Genomic DNA, 15,897 nt, shown 5'->3' with positions numbered 1-15,897 from the left:
CGCATGACGACGCTTGTGCTACGCGAAGGCGGTGCGTCTGACGCCAGCACCATCGCCGACATCCACACGCGAAGCTGGCAGACCGCGTATCGCGGGCTCGGGGTCCTGTCCGACGCGTATCTCGACGGCGTGGCCAGCGCAGAGATGCACGCGAAGTGGCGTGAACGCATGACTGCACCCGTGGCCGGGCAATACGTGTGGTGTGCCGATCTGGATGGCGAGACCATCGGTTTCCTCTGCGCCATGCGTGAAGACAATACGCCATGGGGCGCGCTCGTCGACAACCTGCATCTGCTGCCGACGTCACGCGGCCATGGTGTCGGCAAGCGCCTGATGGGCGAAGCGGCGCGCTGGGCCGTGGCTCAGGGCATCACACAGTTACATCTGCTGGTGTACGAGGCGAACACCGCCGCGATCGGCTTCTACGAAGCCCTGGGCGGTGTGTCGGCCAGCCGGGACTGGCTGGAGACGGCCGATGGCGGGCACGCGTGGGTGCGCACCTACCACTGGCCGGAAGCGAAACTCGCGGGTCTGATGGGCCTGCGCTGATCAAGCCGGGCGGCTCGCCGGGACCCCCGCGCTGGCCTCTGCGTGGGCAACGCGATCGGCGTATTTGCGCGCCAGCGTCGAACACACGATGAGCTGCAACTGGTGAAAGATCATCAGCGGCAGCACGATCAGGCCGAGCGCAGGGTTGCCGGCAAACAGGATCTTCGCCATCGGCACGCCGTTCGCCAGGCTCTTCTTCGAGCCGCAGAACACGGCAGTGATTTCGTCGGCCAGGTTGAAGCCCGCGCGCCGCGACAGCCAAGTCGTCGCGCCCAGCACGACGAAGAGCAGCGCGCCGCTCATCACGGCCACGGCCACGATGGTTTCCCACGGATACTTCGACCACACACCCGCGTGCGTCGAATCAGCAAACGAGTTGAAGACGATCAGCAGGATCACCGCGCGATCCACTTTGTTGATGATCGGCTTGTGCTTGTTGATGAAGCCCCCCAGCACGGGTCGCAGCAACTGGCCTAGCACGAACGGCAGCAGCAGTTGCTCGGCCACGCCCAGCAGCGCCTTGCCGACCGACAGGTCCGCGCCCGACGCCTGGATCACGAAGCTCATCAGCAGCGGCGTGGCGATCATGCCGATCAGGCCCGAGATGGTCGCATTGAAGATGGCGGCCGGCACGTTGCCCTTGGCCATCGCCGTCATCGCCACCGACGACGACACCGTGGATGGCAGCGCGCACAGGTAGAACACGCCCAGCAGCAGTTCAGCCGGAATGAACGGCTTGCACGCAAACAGGATGACCGCGCCGATCAGCGGAAACAGGATGAAGGTGCAGCTCTGCACGAACAGATGCAGGCGCCAGTTGCGCGCGCCTTCGACGATCTTCTCGCGGGAGAGCGCCGCGCCGTGCAGGAAGAACACCAGCGACACGCCGACGATGGTGACGATGTCCAGCCGCAGCGGGCCGTCGCTCGCGCCAAGCGCCGGGAAGAAAAGGGCGAGCGCGACCATCACGAGCATGGCGCGGATGAACCCATCGATCTGGGACAACAACGGAGACAACAGCGGGATCTTCATGTGCGTGCGCGGTCACCATTACGTGACGGCGCGGTTTGGATGGCGGGATAGCCGCTATTGCACAACATCCCCATCTAGAATACAAATGCATTGATCGAATCAATTCATACGTCGTCGGCATGAATGTGACCTTGCGCCAGTTGCGCGTCTTTCTCGCGGTGGCACGTGCGCACAGCTTCAGCCGGGCGGGCGACACCATTGGCCTGACGCAACCGGCCGTGAGCCGCTCGATTTCGGAGCTGGAAGGCGAACTGGGCTTGAAGCTGCTCGATCGCACCACCCGCGAAGTCGTGCTGACGGAAGTGGGCCGCTCGCTGGCGACGGCGCTGGATCGCCTCGTCGCTGATCTGGACGACACGTTGCAACAGGCGCGACAGGTGAGCGAGCAGCGGCGCGGCCGCGTTGTCGTGGCGTCCAGTCCGACCGTGTCGACCCGGTTGATGCCGGTCTACGTGGCGGAGTGCGCGGTGCGCTATCCAGACATCCGCATGATCGTGCGTGACTCCGTGCAGGTCGACACGCTGCAATTGATCCGCACAGGCGGAGCCGATTTTGGGGTGGTGGTGGAACCCCTCGATACCGAAGGCCTATGGACCGAGCCACTGCTGATCGATCCGTTCTGCCTCGTCTGTCGCAAGGATCACCCGTTCGCGCAGCGCAGCAGTGTGCGCTGGAAAGATTTGCATCGCACGGCGGTCGTCCTGCTCGACCATGCTTCGGGCAGCCGCCCGCTCATCGACCGCATTTTCCTGCGCCACGGCGTTCACCCGGACGTTGCGCAGGAGATGGGTCACAGCAGCGCCGTATTCGGCATGGTGGAAGCTGGTATCGGCGCGGGCGTGGTGCCGTCGCTGTCGTTGCCGCTGCCGTCCTCGTCGCCATTGGTGGCGGTGCCGTTGTCCCCTAAGGAAACGCGCGCCATCGTGCTGGCGCGTCGGCATGACCGGTCGTTGTCGCCGGCGGCCGAAGCGGCGTGGCAGATGATTCGCCGGATGGCGCTGCCAGCCGCCTGACGACCGGATCGCTGCGCTTACTTCGGCTGCATGCGGATGGCGCCATCCAGGCGGATGGTCTCACCATTGAGCATCGGGTTCTCAACGATCGCACGCGCGAGCTGCGCATATTCCGACGGCTTACCCAGGCGCGGTGGGAACGGCACCATCTTGCCCAGCGCGTCCTGTACTTCGGCCGGCATGCCGAGCAGCATCGGCGTTTCGAAAATGCCCGGCGCAATCGTCATCACGCGGATGCCGTCACGCGACAGGTCACGTGCAATCGCCAGCGTCATCGCCACCACGCCGCCCTTGGACGCCGCGTAGGCCGCCTGACCAATCTGCCCGTCAAACGCAGCCACCGATGCCGTGTTGATGATCACGCCGCGCTCGCCGCCGGCGTTGGGTGTGTTGCCGGCCATGGCCGTCGCGGCCAGGCGGATCATGTTGAAGGTGCCGATCAGATTGATGTTGATCACGCGTGCGAACTGGTCCAGCGGGTGCGGCCCCGTCTTGCCCACCGTGCGCGACGCCGTTGCAATCCCTGCGCAGTTCACCAGCCCGCGCAGCGTGCCCAGCGATGTGGCGGCGTCCACAACGGCTTGCCCGTCCGCTTCGGACGTGACATCGCAGCGCACGAAGCGACCGCCCAGTTCCTGCGCCAGCGCCGTGCCGGCGGCCTCGTTCAGGTCTGCAATCACCACGTTGCCGCCGGCCTCGGCCAACGTGCGTGCCGTGCCTGCGCCCAGTCCCGACGCGCCGCCGGTGACGATGAATACCTGATCGCGAATCTCCATGCCATGTCTCCCTGTGTGTGGTTTGCGAGTTACTTGACGTTTACGTTCGCGTCAAGTTCAGCGTCGTATGGTAGCGCGAAGCGGCCGTCGATCGCGCAAAAAAAAGGCGCCTCATAATCGAGGCGCCGTTCTTCCTGGCGTGTAATGCGCGGGAGCGCTTAGTCCTGCAGCGCTCCGAACACGCGGGCCGTGATTTCGTCGACATTGCCCACGCCGCTGATCTTGCGGTACTTCGGCGGCGCAACCTTGGCGGCGCTGTTGCCGTTGGCGGCCCACTGCGAGTAGTAGTCCACCAGCGGACGCGTCTGGTTCTCGTACACGTCCAGGCGCTTGCGCACGGTGTCTTCCTTGTCGTCGTCGCGCTGGATCAGCGGTTCGCCGGATTCGTCGTCCACGCCTTCGGTCTTGGGCGGGTTGTACTTGACGTGGTACGTGCGGCCCGACGCCACGTGCACGCGGCGGCCGCTCATGCGCTCGATGATGGCGTCGAACGGCACGTCGATTTCCAGCACGTAGTCGATGGCCACGGCGGCATCTTTCATGGCTTCCGCTTGCGGAATGGTGCGCGGGAAGCCGTCGAACAGGTAGCCGTTCTTGCAGTCAGGCTGCTGCAGGCGGTCTTTCACGAGGCCGATGATGATGTCATCCGATACCAGGCCGCCGGCATCCATCACCTTCTTTGCTTCGATACCCAGCGGGGTACCGGCCTTGACGGCCGCGCGCAGCATGTCGCCGGTGGAGATCTGCGGAATGCCGAACTTTTCGCAGATGAATTTCGCTTGCGTACCTTTGCCGGCGCCGGGCGCGCCCAACAGAATCAACCGCATGGTGACGAGTTCCTCAAGTTTTCGAATCCTGTCGCGCTGTCAGGGTGTGTGAAGCGCGTTGGGAATCGGTCCAAGAGGGCGGATTCCCAATACGCCTGCGGGTAAAACCATGGCGACGCAATCGACGCGAACAGGCAGCCTAGCGGGCGAAGTTGACGCCAGCCTTACCGGACTCTGGGGAATCAGGCGTCCGCCGGACGGCGGCACCCATGGCTCGATTTGTCTCCCTGTCGCCGCTGTGGCGCCTGCGTGGGCGCCGTCATGCGGCTTGTCGTCCTCGCGATTATGCCATGCCGGGGCCGGGGTTTTGGCAGCCCCGCGCGCAAACTTCAGAGAAATGCGGGCTCAGGGGCCGTCCTGCGCCAGGAGTTCAGCCCAGGCAGCGCGTACCCGGGTAAGGTCTTCGGGGGTATCGACTCCGGCGGCGGGGGCGTCATCGGTGGTCAGCACGGCAATGCGCTCACCGTGCCACATCGCGCGTAGCTGCTCCAACTGTTCGGTCTGTTCGATGGGGGCGGCGGCCAATTGCGGGAAGCGGCGCAGGAACCCGGCGCGGTACGCGTAGATGCCGATATGGCGCAGCACGGGCATGGCCGGCAGCGGGCGTTCCGCAACGGACCCGGCCATGACGGCGGGCGTCCAGGTGTCGCGCGCCCACGGCAGCGGTGCGCGCGAGAACAACAGTGCGCGATCGGCGGCGTCCAGCACGACCTTGACGACGTTCGGGTTGAAGACGTCGGCCGGGTCGTGGATCGGGTGGGCAGCGGTGGCGATGGCGCAGTCGGGGTGGTCGCGCAGGTGCGCTGCCACGTTGTCGATCAGCGTTGGGGCGATCAGCGGTTCGTCGCCTTGCACGTTGACGACGATGGCGTCATCGGGCAGCCCCAGCACGGTGGCCACTTCGGCCAGACGGTCGGTGCCGGATGCGTGGTCGGCACGCGTGAGCACGGCTTCCACGTGATGCTGCATGCAGGCGTCGGCGACCGACGCTGCATCGGTGGCAACCACCACGCGCGCGGCGGATGACTGATGCGCGCGTTCAGCCACGCGCACCACCATCGGCTTGCCGTCGATGTCGGCCAGCGGTTTGTTGGGCAGCCGCGTGGACGCCAGCCGCGCGGGAATGACAGCAATGAACGGCGCGTGCGACATGGCGGTGACCTTCGTATCAGGCCGGATCGACCGGCGTGCCTTCCACGGTCTGGCGCGCTTCGTCAGCCAGCATGACGGGGATGCCGTCGCGGATCGGGTAGGCCAGCTTGTCGACGTGGCAGATCAGTTCGTTGTTGGCGCGGTCGTGTTGCAGCGTGCCCTTGCACAACGGGCAGACGAGGATTTCCAGCAGGCGATTGTCCATGGCGGTAGAGGCTCCGTGGCGGCCGCTCAACAGGTAGGGCGGCGCGCCGGTACAGCGGAAGGGGTGGCGTTATTGTGCGCTTGCCTTGAGCGTTGCGCGATCGGCCAGGGCGCGCACGCGCTGGCAGACCTGTTCGACCAGCGCCGGGTCGACCACCGGTGTGGTCGGCACCACCCAGATGCGCGGGTCGTCGAGATGGCCGCATTTTACGGCATCCTTTTCGGTGATCAGGATGACCTCGGCGTGGCTGTCGGTGAAGGGGTTGTTGGCGAAATCGTAGTGGTCGGGCAGCGGCAGCGTGCTCGGCTTGAGGCCGGCGGCACGCAGCGACGCGAAGAAGCGCTCGGGGTTGCCGATGCCGGCCGCGGCCAGCAATTGCCCGCCTTCGACGCGTGCGAACTGGGCCAGCGGGCGGCGCAGCGCCGGGTCGGCCAGGTTGTAGGCGTCCTGCAGCTCGAGGCGCATGCCAAAGACGTTCGGGCGGTCGGGCGTGGCGCGGTAGTTGGGGTCGTTGATGAGCGTGGCGTCACGGCGGCGCGTCATCGGCTCGCGCAACGGGCCGGCGGGCAGCAGGAAGCCGTTGCCGCCCATGCGTGTGTCGAACACGATGATTTCGATGTCGCGGCGCAGGCGGTAGTGCTGCAGGCCGTCGTCGCAGACGATCACGTTGCAGCCGGGGTGCGAGGCCAGCAGCGTCTGCGCGCACAGCACGCGGTCGGGGAAGACCCACACCGGCAGATCGGTGGCGCGGGCGATGAGCAGCGGTTCATCGCCGACGTCTTCTGCGCGGGAGTGTTCGCGCACGGGGCGGGGATGCTTCAGTTGTGCGCCATAGCCGCGCGAGACAATGCCCGGCCGCAGACCCGCTTCAGCCAGCGCCGAGGCCAGCGCAATCACGGCGGGCGTCTTGCCGGCGCCGCCTACGGTGACGTTGCCGACCACCACCACCGGCATCGGTAGGCGCACCGAGCGCAGCACGCCAGTGCGGAACAGCAGCCGGCGCAGCGCGCTTACCCCCCCGAACAGCCAAGACAACGGCCACATCACCCACGCAAACCAGCCGCGTTGCTGCCATTGGCGGGTGACGAAGCTGGCGAGGCGGTGCTGGGCGACGGGCATGCGGCGTGATGGTGGTTGAGAGACGGGTCTCTTAGCGGGCGTTGCCGGTTTGCGTGGCGAAGGTCAGGTGCGAGAGACCGGCCACCCGCGCCGCTTCCATCACATTGACCACCGCCTGATGTGCGGCCTGCGCATCGGCGTTGACGATGACGATGGGCTCGGGGCCGCCGGCCTTACCTGCGGCATTGCGCAGGGCATCGGCCAAGCTGGTGACATCGCGGGTGTCGAGCACTTGCTTGTCGACGGAGTAGACGCCGTTGGCGGTGACGGACACGACGATCTGACCCGGGCGCTCGGTGGCCTTTTCAGCCTCGGCGGTCGGCAGGTTGACCTTCAGTTCTGTGTAGCGGGAATACGTGGTCGTGATCATCAGGAAGATGAGGATCACAAGCAGTACGTCGATCAGCGGGATCAGGTTGATCTCCGGCTCTTCGCGGGCACGGCGCGGGCGGAAGCGCATGGCTGTTTCCAGTGAGGCGTTGCCCGGATCAGCCGCGCCGCGGCGGCAGGATCGCGTCGAGGTACGTGGTGGACAGATGCTCCAGCTCGACCACGTAGTTATCCACCACGCCACGGAAGTAGCGCCAGAAGATCAGCGTCGGGATGGCCACCACCAGGCCCAGCGCCGTGTTGTACAGCGCGACCGAGATACCGTGCGCCAGCGCCTGCGGGTTCGTGCCTGCGGCGGTCTGGCTGCCGAAGATCTCGATCATGCCGACGACCGTGCCGAACAGGCCCATCAGCGGCGCCACCGAGGCAATCGTGCCGAGTGCGTTCAGATAGCGTTCGAGCCGGTGGGCAACGTTCTGGCCGGCTTCTTCCACCACTTCCTTGGCGGCATCGCGCGAGGTGTTCGGATGCAGCACCACGTGGCGCAGCGCAGCCGCTAGCAGCCGGCCCAGCGGCGAACCCTGTTCCAGCGTGTTCACCACTTCAGGCGTGGCGCGGCGCTGATGCGCGACGGCCAGCGCCTCGTCATACACCTTGGGCGGAATGATCTTCTTACGTTGCAGGGCGACGAAGCGTTCGATGATGAGCGCGAGTGCGAGCACCGAGGCGATCAACAGCGGCCAGATTGGCCAGCCGGCGGCTTGAATGATGGAAAACACTGGACAACCCGTTTTGTCGTTGTGAAAGGATGTGATTCTGATTTGGTGCTCGTGCCGTCCGCGTCCCCGAACGCTGTCCGTTGCGGCAAAAACAGGCAGCACTCTAGCGCGTCGGACCTGCCTCGGCAACACGATGGCGCAGCATCGCGACATGCGCAGACGATGGTCAACGCATTGTCATGAAAGTTGGGGGCCGCACAATCCACAGCCACGCGGGATAGTCTTGTGGACGGGTTGTGGACATTGCCCGAACAAGCAAACTAAGTGCTTGATGCGAAAGGGCGTTCTGTGCCGTGCTTAAAAAATATGCAAGCGGCATTTCGTTGGCCAATCCATGGACAAACGCCGCCGACCCGGCAGAACGGCGGGTAATCCACACCGTTGCGGGACAGTTATGTGGATGGCTTGTGGACATTGCCTCAACAAGCACGCTAAGTGATTGATCCAAAAGGAAGTCCGATGGCGTGCTCAAAAATGAGGCAACCGGCGTTTTGGCGTTGATCAGGAGAAAAATGAGGGCGTGCTTCAAAAAACCGCCCGGAAATCCACAGCGATCCGGGACAGTCTTGTGGATGGGTTGTGGACATTGCCCGGACAAGCAACTTAAGTGACTGATTCAAAAGGGTGTTCGGCACTTCGCTTAAAAGTTGTGCAACCGGGGGGAGGCTCAAAAAAATGGGGATGCTCGCCGCGAACGTGTGAGAATCGACGGCCGATTTATCCACTGCCCAGGCGTCACACCACGGTTTTCCAGCGCCGCTGTGGATAACTTTGTGAACATCCCTGGGGCGCTTGCGCTAAATGCTTGACGCAGAACGAAATTACTTGCGCTGCTGAAATTTTGACATGGGTGGATTTTTCATAAGAATCAAAGGGTTGCGTCAAGATGCACAGAGCGCGTCACCTCACCTCTGTCAAGCTTGACAAGCACGTTATGCTGTGGACAGGTAGCCCGGCCAGCGTGAGTTGCCTCCCCTATTCAAGGTAGATGTCGCCCCAAAGCCTCATCGTTTTGCGCTCCTCGCACCACTTATGACCCCGCCACCGTCTTCCCGCCGCCCGTTTTGGATGGATGCCACTGCACCCACGGCCACATCCGCGCCGGAGGTGTCGGCTGCACCTGATGCCGCGTCAGCACCGAACCGGGGCGGGCAGGAGGTGCTCTCCGTCAGCGATGTCAATCGCCGCATTGCGGGGCTGCTTGAACGCAACTTTCCGCTGGGCTGGGTGCGCGGCGAGATCTCGAACTTCACGCGCGCGGCCAGCGGCCATTGGTATTTCTCGCTCAAAGATGCAGCCGCGCAGATCCGCTGCGTGATGTTCAAGGGCCGCAACCAGTACGCCGATTTCACCCCGCGCGAAGGCGAGGCCGTGGAGGTTCGCGCGCTGGTCACGCTGTATGAAGCGCGCGGCGAACTGCAATTGAGCGTTGAAGCCATCCGCCGGGCAGGCCTGGGCAATCTGTACGAGGCTTTCCTGCGGCTGAAGGCCGCGCTGGAGGCGCAAGGCCTGTTCGACGTCGACCGCAAGCGGCCGCTGCCACGGCATCCGCGCGCGATCGGCGTGGTGACGTCACTGCAGGCGGCGGCCTTGCGCGACGTGCTGACCACGCTGCGCCGGCGCGCGCCGCATGTGCCGGTGGTGGTGTATCCCGTGCCGGTGCAGGGTGCCGGTGCGTCGGAGCGTATCGCTGCCATGCTGGAACGGGTCAATGCCCGGGCAGAGGTCGACGTTGTCATCCTGTGCCGGGGCGGAGGCAGCATTGAAGACCTGTGGGCCTTCAATGAAGAACCGGTGGCCCGTGCGGTGGCGGCATCCGAAATTCCCATCGTGGCAGGTGTCGGGCATGAAACAGATGTGACTATCGTCGACTTTGTGGCCGATGTGCGCGCACCCACCCCGACTGCTGCGGCCGAACTCGTCAGCCCCGATCGTGCCCGCATGCTGCGCGATGTGGGCCGCGACTGGGATGCGCTGTCCGCGCAGTTCCGCCGCCAGCTCGATCGCCGCGCCCAGACCGTCGATTGGCTCGCGCGCCGCCTGCGCAGCCCGCAGGCGCAGATGCGCGAACGCCGCACGCAACTCGCCCATCTGGAGGGCCGTCTGCGCTTTGCCCTCACCGGCCGCGTGCAGCGGGCGGAACATCTCCAGCGTCTCCTGACGATGCGCCTGAACGCGGCGCGCCCGGATGCCACGCGAGAGCGCACGCGCCTCCAGCAAGCCGAAGCGACGCTGGCACGCGCCATGCGGGACACGCTGTCTCGCGCCCAGGAACGCCTGGCGCGTCAGCATACCGGCCTGGAACTGCTGGCGCCGCAGCGCACGCTGGAGCGCGGGTATGCGGTGCTGCTCGATGACAAGGGCCACGCCATCCGCGATCCGAACGCACTGCATGCCCGGGCGCACATCGAGGCGAGGCTGGCGCAGGGCACGGCCGACATCGAAATCGCCCGGGTGCAACCGAAGCTCGAACTGTGACCAGCGCATGACCTTATAGCGGCAATGATCGCGATTCCGCACGCGTTTAGCGGGTATTCCGACTATTTAGCCTGCGGTTTGCGCCGGTTTTGCAAGTCTCCTACAATCGTCGCTCCCAACCTGTACAACCCACAGAAGGCAAGAAAAATGGAACACACGCTCCCCCCGCTGCCGTACGCCCAAGACGCTCTGGCGCCGCACATCTCCAAGGAAACGCTGGAGTTCCACTACGGCAAGCACCACCAGACCTACGTCACGAACCTGAACAACCTGATCAAGGGCACCGAGTTCGAGAACCTGAGCCTCGAAGACATCGTCAAGAAGTCCTCGGGCGGTGTGTTCAACAACGCCGCACAGGTCTGGAACCACACGTTCTACTGGAACGGCCTGAAGCCGCAAGGCGGCGGCGCTCCGACCGGCGCGCTGGCTGACGCCATCAACGCCAAGTGGGGCAGCTTCGACAAGTTCAAGGAAGAGTTCACCAAGACGGCCATCGGCACGTTCGGTTCGGGCTGGGCCTGGCTGGTGAAGAAGGCCGACGGCTCGCTGGATCTGGTGTCGACCTCCAACGCCGCCACGCCGCTGACGACCGACGCGAAGCCGCTGCTGACCTGCGACGTGTGGGAACACGCTTACTACATCGACTACCGCAACGCCCGTCCGAAGTACGTCGAGGCGTTCTGGAACCTGGTCAACTGGGACTTCGTTGCCAAGAACTTCGCCTAAGGCGAATCGCTCCGGCGATCCAAGAAAACCTCCGCACCAGCGGAGGTTTTTTTATGCGCGCACGCTGCCCAGCATGTCGTGCAATTCATGGCTCATCATCGCCAGGAACACGACCAGGCCGATGTAGTAGACGGTGTAGGTCAACCGCGATTCGTTCGAGATGCTGTAGTACGCGCGGTTTTCCGGCGCGTGTGGGTCGTACCGCCAGGCCTTCATCAACTGCGGCACGGCCAGCACCGCAATCAGGATCAGGATCGGACTCGGCCGCCAGATGAACAGCGCCACCAGCACCGGTACGCCCAGAAACCAGATGCGCGGCGACAGCACCGCCGTAATCCGTCCACCGTCAAACGGCGAGAGCGGGATCAGGTTGAACAGGTTCAGGAAGCAGCCCGCGTAGGCCAGGGCCAGCAGCAACTGGCTGTCGGTGTAGCGCGCGAGCCCGTAGCAGAGCATCGCGCCCACCGTGCCGGCGACGGGCCCGGCCAGGCCGATATGGGCCTCGGTTTCCACATCCATCGGCTGCTGTTTCAAATCGATCCATGCGCCCACGAAGGGGATGAAGGTGGGCGCTCCCACGGCCAGCCCGCGCTGCCGCGCCGCCATGAAGTGGCCCATCTCGTGGATGAACAGAAGCACCACGAATCCCACCGCATAGCGCCAGCCGAACACGAAGGCATAGGCGACCACCGACAGCAGCATCGTGCCGCCGGTGGTCAGCAGCTTGCCGAACTTCAGCCCTGAAAACAGCAGGATCAGCAGCTTGGCCACGGCTTATGCGCTCGGCTTGCGCTTGAAGAACTTGGCGATGGCCGCGCCAAAGCCTGCCACCGCCAGGATCGCCACCTTGGCGAACTTCGCCAGGAACGCGGCGATCACCGCAAACAGGCCCAGCTTCTTGGCAGCGATGCCACCGACCAGCGCGGCCAGACCGTACTCGGCCACCTTATCGGTCTTCGCGTTGAAATCGGTGTAGCGCTTGCCGTCTTTGAAATCGAGATCGGCGAGCAGCTTCTGCACGGCGGGCTTGTCGGCGTCGACGTGGTTGCGGCCGGTGATCAGGTTCAGGCTGATGTAGCCGTCGCGCCCCAGTGCGTAGGTGTTGTAGTTGACCGCGCCGGGATCATCTGCGGGCTGGCCCTTGGAGCGCGCCGCCATCGACCAGATGAGGCGGTGCGTGGCGGCGTCATAGTGCGGACGCTCGACCCAGCCCTGGATTTCCAGTGCGGGGATGCCGCGCTTCTCGCGCTCTTCGTTGGCGGCGGCGGTGCCTTCCTTGAGCGATTTGTACAGATCGTCGACGTTCCAGTCGCGGGCGTCGTCGTCCTTGATGTAGCCCGAGGCCTCGTACTTGGCGACGACCATCCATTCGTCTTCGTCGCTAGTGGGCATGACCAGGCCGAGCATGTCGGGGTTGTTGCTGTTGCCCATGGCGTGCATGAGCTGCCCGGCGGCCGGCTGCGGAATGAACACCTCGTTCTTGCCGATCTTCAGTGTGGCCTGGTCACGCAGTTCGATCGACGTGGGGCCGACCCTCGCGGCGGCCTTGGCGGCCGCCCACGCCTGCTTCATTTCCTGTTGCCGATCGCTGGCCTGTTGCGCGTGGGCTGCCGTAGCGCCCGTCAAGCCCGTTGCGCCCAGCACCGCCGCGCACGCGAGCGCGCTCGCGCAGGCGCGCAGCGCGCCCTGAAACCCCTTGCCCATGTGCTTCTCCCGAAGATGTTCTTATGTGTTGATTGGCTCGATTCTTCTGACGCTTTGGCAGCCGCCAAAGCGGTCTGCAAGCTGCGCGGAAGCATAGCGGGAGCGGTGCGCCGGGCTGTTAATGGGCGTTAATGAAGCCGTGAGGATTACGGTTGAAGGCCCATCTGCCGCAGCAGCGTCTGGTTGTCTTCCAGGTGCCAGTTCTCGGCGATCTTGCCGTCGGCAATCCGGTACAGGTCGAAGGCCTGGAAATCGATCGGCTGGTTCTGCCCGTGCGTGCGGCCGAACTCGCCGGTGAAGTGTCCGCGAAAGCGCAGGTGCACCGAGACGCGGTCACCGGCGACAACCATGTCTTCGATCGCCACGCGCATGTCCGGCACTGCCGTGCGGAACGCCTTGGATGCGTCGAGCGGACCTTGCGTGCCCTGCACGCGCCCGGCTGGAAGTGTGCGGTCGACGAACGACGGCGACAGCGCTTCGGTGGCATAGCGCGCATCGCCGGTATGCCAGAAGGTGGCGTAGCGGCGCGCGGCCAGCACGGCGGCTGCGGCCTGCGGCGTGTCCGCTGCGGCGATGTGGTCGGCGCGGATGAGGTCTGCACCGGACGCAGCCGCAGCCGGGGTGATGGTGAGCGCAGTCGGCAACGTCAGCACAGCGGCGGCAAGCAGGGCGGGGCGGATGAACATGGTGAGACTCCGTTTGGGTGGCAATGCGCTGCACTGTAGATTTCCAATCGCGGACGATAAAGGGCTTGTGAGTCGATCTGGTTTCAATCCAGATTTGATGATCGATCGCCATGCCGGTCGTCCGCGCGAACGCAATCGAGCGCACGTGATAGTCGGTATCGCGCGCCCAGCTGCGTTCAAATGGTCCGCGCCGCGCCAGGTTTTTCTAGACTGGCCCTTCATCGAACAGACGCATGAAAAACAAGGGAGGGGACGGTGGATCCGAGCTACATCCTGTCGCGCACCGAGCGCGGCACGCAGGAACTGCAAACGCGCAGCGGGCACGTCACGCATCGGCAGCGGGCGATCCTGCTACTGGTCAATGGCGAGCGCTGCGCCGCGGACATCCTGGCGCAGTTGAGCAGCGCCGGCCCCGATATCGACGACCGTGCCGAAGACCTCGCGCGCCTGATTGCCGACGGCCATGTCGCAAGCCGCGCGCCCATCAAGATCGCGCCCAAGCCGCCCAAGCCGCCCAAGCCGCCCAAGCCGCCCAAGCCGGTGCCGGCCGCTCCGCTTGCGCCGCGCCACGTACGGCAGGCTTCGATCGCCGACTGGCGCCTGAGCCAGGCCGGCGCATTCTCGGCCTTGCAGCGCTATCTCGCCGAAGGTCCGGAAGCGCCGATCGACTTTCTCAACGGCTTGGCCGCACCGCTGTACGCCGCGCTGACGACGTGCCGCAGCGAGGCGTCCGCCCACGCCGTTGTCGCGTTTCTGGAGGCGCGCCTGGACGAGGAAGCCTGGAATGTGACCGAAGCGTCCTAGGTGTAAATACCGAATTCGCACTGTATTCCCGTTGAATGGGAATGTTGCATTGATGCATTGAGAAAATCGTCGCATTCTCCGTCGCAACATCACTCGACGGAGTTTCGCGATGACCGAGCCGGGCTTGGGCACTTCGCTAGCACAATCGGCTGCCGCCACGAGCGGTTCGGACCGCGTGCTGATGGTGCTCGCCACCATCGCCCGCCATGGCCGCCCGGTCGCCGCGCGCGAGCTGGTCGAACTGACCGGCCTGCCGCAGAGCACGCTGTACCGCCAGGTGGCGATGCTCAAGCGTTGGGGCTTCGTGCTCGAGTCGGCCGGCACCTATGCCCCGGGGCCGATCAGCTTGCAGCTCGCACTCGGTTTCGACCACGCTTCGCATCTGGTGCAGGAAGCGCGCATTGGCATGGCCAAACTCGTGGCCGAGTCGGGCGAATCGGTGGGGCTGGTCGTGGCCGTCAAGGATCAGGCCGTCTGCTTGGAGATGGTCGAGAGCCAGCAGTCGCTGCGCTGCTCGTTCGAGAAAGGGCGCGGGGTGCCCCTGCTGGCCGGCGCTTCCGCCAAGTCGTTGCTCGCCTTCATGCCGCCCGCTGCGGCGCGCGCCATCCTCGCCGATTTGCTGGCCGTCGATGCCGACACTCAGGCGCAATTGCAAGCCGAACTCAATGACATTCGCGCCGCCGGTTATGCGCTGTCCGAAGGCGAGGTCGACCCGGGCGTCTGGGGCGTGAGCGTGCCGGTGTTCCGGCTGCCCGGCCACGCGCTCGGCTCCATCACGTTGATGGCGCCTGCAACGCGCGTGCGCGGCAAGGAGCAGCGCCTGATCGACATGACCGTTGCAGCGGCTGCGTCCATTTCCGCACGGCTGCAGGACCTTTGAATTCTCGATTTTTCCGATTCTTTTTTCTCACCCCACATGCATCACACAAGGAGACCACTCATGGGGAATCGTCGTCAGTTCATGCATTCGATGCTGGCTTGTGCCGTGGCGTTGTCCGCTGCGGCGTCCTTCGCAACCGCTGCGCACGCTGCTGGGGAGCCGTTGCGAGTGGCTACCGACGCCACGTTCGCGCCGATGGAGTTTGTCGAAAACGGCAAGCGCACCGGCTTTGATGTGGACCTGATCGATGCGCTGGCCCGCACCCTGGGCCGCCCGGTCGAGTGGACCGACATCGACTTCAAGGGCCTCGTGCCGGGCCTGATCTCGCGCCGCTTCGACGTGGCCATTTCGGGCATCTACATCACGGAAGAGCGCAAGAAGGTGGTGGACTTCACGGTGCCGTACTACCACGGCGGCCTGGTCGCGCTGGTCAAGCAAGGCAACACGGCCATCAAGACGCCGGCGGATCTGAACGGCAAGAAGGTCAGCGTGCAGGTGGGCACCAAATCGGTCAACTACCTGCGCGAGAACTACCCGAAGGTCGAACGCGTGGAAGTCGAGAAGAACAACGAGATGTTCAACCTCGTCGAGATCGGCCGCGCCGATGCCGCCGTCACGGGCCGCCCCGCAGCCGCGTACTACGTGAAGGCGCGTCCGGGCCTGCGTCTGGTTGAGCCGGCACTCACCACCGAGGAATACGGCATTGCCGTGCGTCGCGACCAGCCCGAGCTGACCAAGGCATTGAACGCCGCGCTGGAGAAGATCAAGGCCGACGGCACGTACGACCAGATCGTCAAGAAGTGGTTTGGCGCCGCAGTTAAGTAACGACCGACGGAC

Annotated in this window: 18 protein-coding genes; 7 read left to right on the top strand and 11 right to left on the bottom strand. The window is 64.8% G+C overall.

The features are described 5' to 3' along the window. Positions 1-3 precede the first annotated feature (3 nt). The gene (locus CFE42_RS04535; protein ID WP_004631791.1) at positions 4-549 is read left to right on the top strand and encodes a GNAT family N-acetyltransferase; all 546 of its coding nucleotides are present in this window, start codon (positions 4-6) and stop codon (positions 547-549) included. On the opposite strand, the gene CFE42_RS04530 is transcribed toward CFE42_RS04535, so the two are convergent. Next, on the bottom strand, positions 550-1,581 hold the full coding sequence (locus CFE42_RS04530; RefSeq protein ID WP_004631793.1) for a bile acid:sodium symporter family protein: 1,032 nt from the start codon (positions 1,579-1,581) through the stop codon (positions 550-552). It lies immediately after the preceding gene. A 119-nt stretch (positions 1,582-1,700) separates the two neighbouring features. Between CFE42_RS04530 and CFE42_RS04525 the strand changes: the two genes are divergently transcribed. Continuing rightward, entirely contained in the window at positions 1,701-2,594 is an 894-nt protein-coding gene (locus CFE42_RS04525; RefSeq protein WP_004631794.1) for a LysR family transcriptional regulator, read from the top strand. 17 nt (positions 2,595-2,611) lie between these two features. Here the strand turns inward: CFE42_RS04525 and CFE42_RS04520 are convergent, their stop codons facing one another. The 7 genes from CFE42_RS04520 to CFE42_RS04490 all read right to left on the bottom strand — a co-directional run bounded on the left by CFE42_RS04520 (position 2,612) and on the right by CFE42_RS04490 (position 7,782). Beyond that, the gene (locus CFE42_RS04520) at positions 2,612-3,370 is read right to left on the bottom strand and encodes a 3-hydroxyacyl-CoA dehydrogenase (protein ID WP_004631797.1); all 759 of its coding nucleotides are present in this window, start codon (positions 3,368-3,370) and stop codon (positions 2,612-2,614) included. A 158-nt stretch (positions 3,371-3,528) separates the two neighbouring features. Continuing rightward, positions 3,529-4,197 carry an adenylate kinase gene (adk, locus tag CFE42_RS04515; RefSeq protein ID WP_004631799.1) on the bottom strand — a complete coding sequence of 223 codons (669 nt, stop codon included), beginning with the start codon at positions 4,195-4,197 and terminating at the stop codon, positions 3,529-3,531. A 345-nt stretch (positions 4,198-4,542) separates the two neighbouring features. Beyond that, positions 4,543-5,349, bottom strand: a complete 807-nt coding sequence (gene kdsB / locus CFE42_RS04510) for a 3-deoxy-manno-octulosonate cytidylyltransferase (RefSeq protein WP_004631801.1) — start codon at positions 5,347-5,349, stop codon at positions 4,543-4,545. Between the two features lie 16 nt (positions 5,350-5,365). Next, positions 5,366-5,554 carry a Trm112 family protein gene (locus tag CFE42_RS04505; protein ID WP_004631803.1) on the bottom strand — a complete coding sequence of 63 codons (189 nt, stop codon included), beginning with the start codon at positions 5,552-5,554 and terminating at the stop codon, positions 5,366-5,368. A gap of 69 nt (positions 5,555-5,623) precedes the next feature. Next, entirely contained in the window at positions 5,624-6,673 is a 1,050-nt protein-coding gene (gene lpxK, locus CFE42_RS04500) for a tetraacyldisaccharide 4'-kinase (protein ID WP_004631805.1), read from the bottom strand. A gap of 31 nt (positions 6,674-6,704) precedes the next feature. Beyond that, the gene (locus tag CFE42_RS04495; RefSeq protein ID WP_004631807.1) at positions 6,705-7,133 is read right to left on the bottom strand and encodes a biopolymer transporter ExbD; all 429 of its coding nucleotides are present in this window, start codon (positions 7,131-7,133) and stop codon (positions 6,705-6,707) included. Positions 7,134-7,161: 28 nt separating this feature from the next. Beyond that, on the bottom strand, positions 7,162-7,782 hold the full coding sequence (locus CFE42_RS04490; RefSeq protein ID WP_004631809.1) for a MotA/TolQ/ExbB proton channel family protein: 621 nt from the start codon (positions 7,780-7,782) through the stop codon (positions 7,162-7,164). Positions 7,783-8,850: 1,068 nt separating this feature from the next. Here CFE42_RS04490 and xseA point away from each other — a divergent pair. Further along, entirely contained in the window at positions 8,851-10,260 is a 1,410-nt protein-coding gene (gene xseA / locus CFE42_RS04485) for an exodeoxyribonuclease VII large subunit (RefSeq protein WP_004631811.1), read from the top strand. A 147-nt stretch (positions 10,261-10,407) separates the two neighbouring features. Next, positions 10,408-10,986, top strand: a complete 579-nt coding sequence (gene sodB / locus CFE42_RS04480) for a superoxide dismutase [Fe] (RefSeq protein ID WP_009241368.1) — start codon at positions 10,408-10,410, stop codon at positions 10,984-10,986. Between the two features lie 51 nt (positions 10,987-11,037). Here sodB and CFE42_RS04475 read toward each other — a convergent pair whose 3' ends face one another. From CFE42_RS04475 to CFE42_RS04465, 3 genes are all read right to left on the bottom strand, one after another. Next, complete coding sequence (locus CFE42_RS04475) at positions 11,038-11,757, bottom strand: site-2 protease family protein (protein ID WP_004631815.1); 720 nt, start codon at positions 11,755-11,757, stop codon at positions 11,038-11,040. Between the two features lie 3 nt (positions 11,758-11,760). After that, positions 11,761-12,690, bottom strand: a complete 930-nt coding sequence (locus CFE42_RS04470) for a DUF2167 domain-containing protein (protein ID WP_004631817.1) — start codon at positions 12,688-12,690, stop codon at positions 11,761-11,763. A gap of 146 nt (positions 12,691-12,836) precedes the next feature. Beyond that, positions 12,837-13,376 (bottom strand): ester cyclase, encoded by a 540-nt coding sequence (locus CFE42_RS04465; RefSeq protein WP_004631818.1) that lies wholly within the window; start codon positions 13,374-13,376, stop codon positions 12,837-12,839. Between the two features lie 255 nt (positions 13,377-13,631). Between CFE42_RS04465 and CFE42_RS04460 the strand changes: the two genes are divergently transcribed. The 3 genes from CFE42_RS04460 (at position 13,632) to CFE42_RS04450 (ending at position 15,885) form a co-directional block, all read left to right on the top strand. Next, on the top strand, positions 13,632-14,180 hold the full coding sequence (locus CFE42_RS04460) for a hypothetical protein (protein ID WP_004631821.1): 549 nt from the start codon (positions 13,632-13,634) through the stop codon (positions 14,178-14,180). Positions 14,181-14,289: 109 nt separating this feature from the next. Beyond that, complete coding sequence (locus tag CFE42_RS04455; RefSeq protein WP_004631823.1) at positions 14,290-15,060, top strand: IclR family transcriptional regulator; 771 nt, start codon at positions 14,290-14,292, stop codon at positions 15,058-15,060. A gap of 60 nt (positions 15,061-15,120) precedes the next feature. After that, positions 15,121-15,885 (top strand): glutamine ABC transporter substrate-binding protein, encoded by a 765-nt coding sequence (locus CFE42_RS04450; RefSeq protein WP_004631825.1) that lies wholly within the window; start codon positions 15,121-15,123, stop codon positions 15,883-15,885. Positions 15,886-15,897 lie beyond the last annotated feature (12 nt).

Origin of the sequence: Ralstonia sp. PBBBR1 (genome assembly GCF_002256165.1) — a bacterium.
Taxonomy (GTDB): Bacteria; Pseudomonadota; Gammaproteobacteria; order Burkholderiales; family Burkholderiaceae; genus Ralstonia; species Ralstonia thomasii.
Note: the sequence above shows the minus strand (reverse complement) of the source record. Positions and strands in the feature narration are given on the sequence as shown.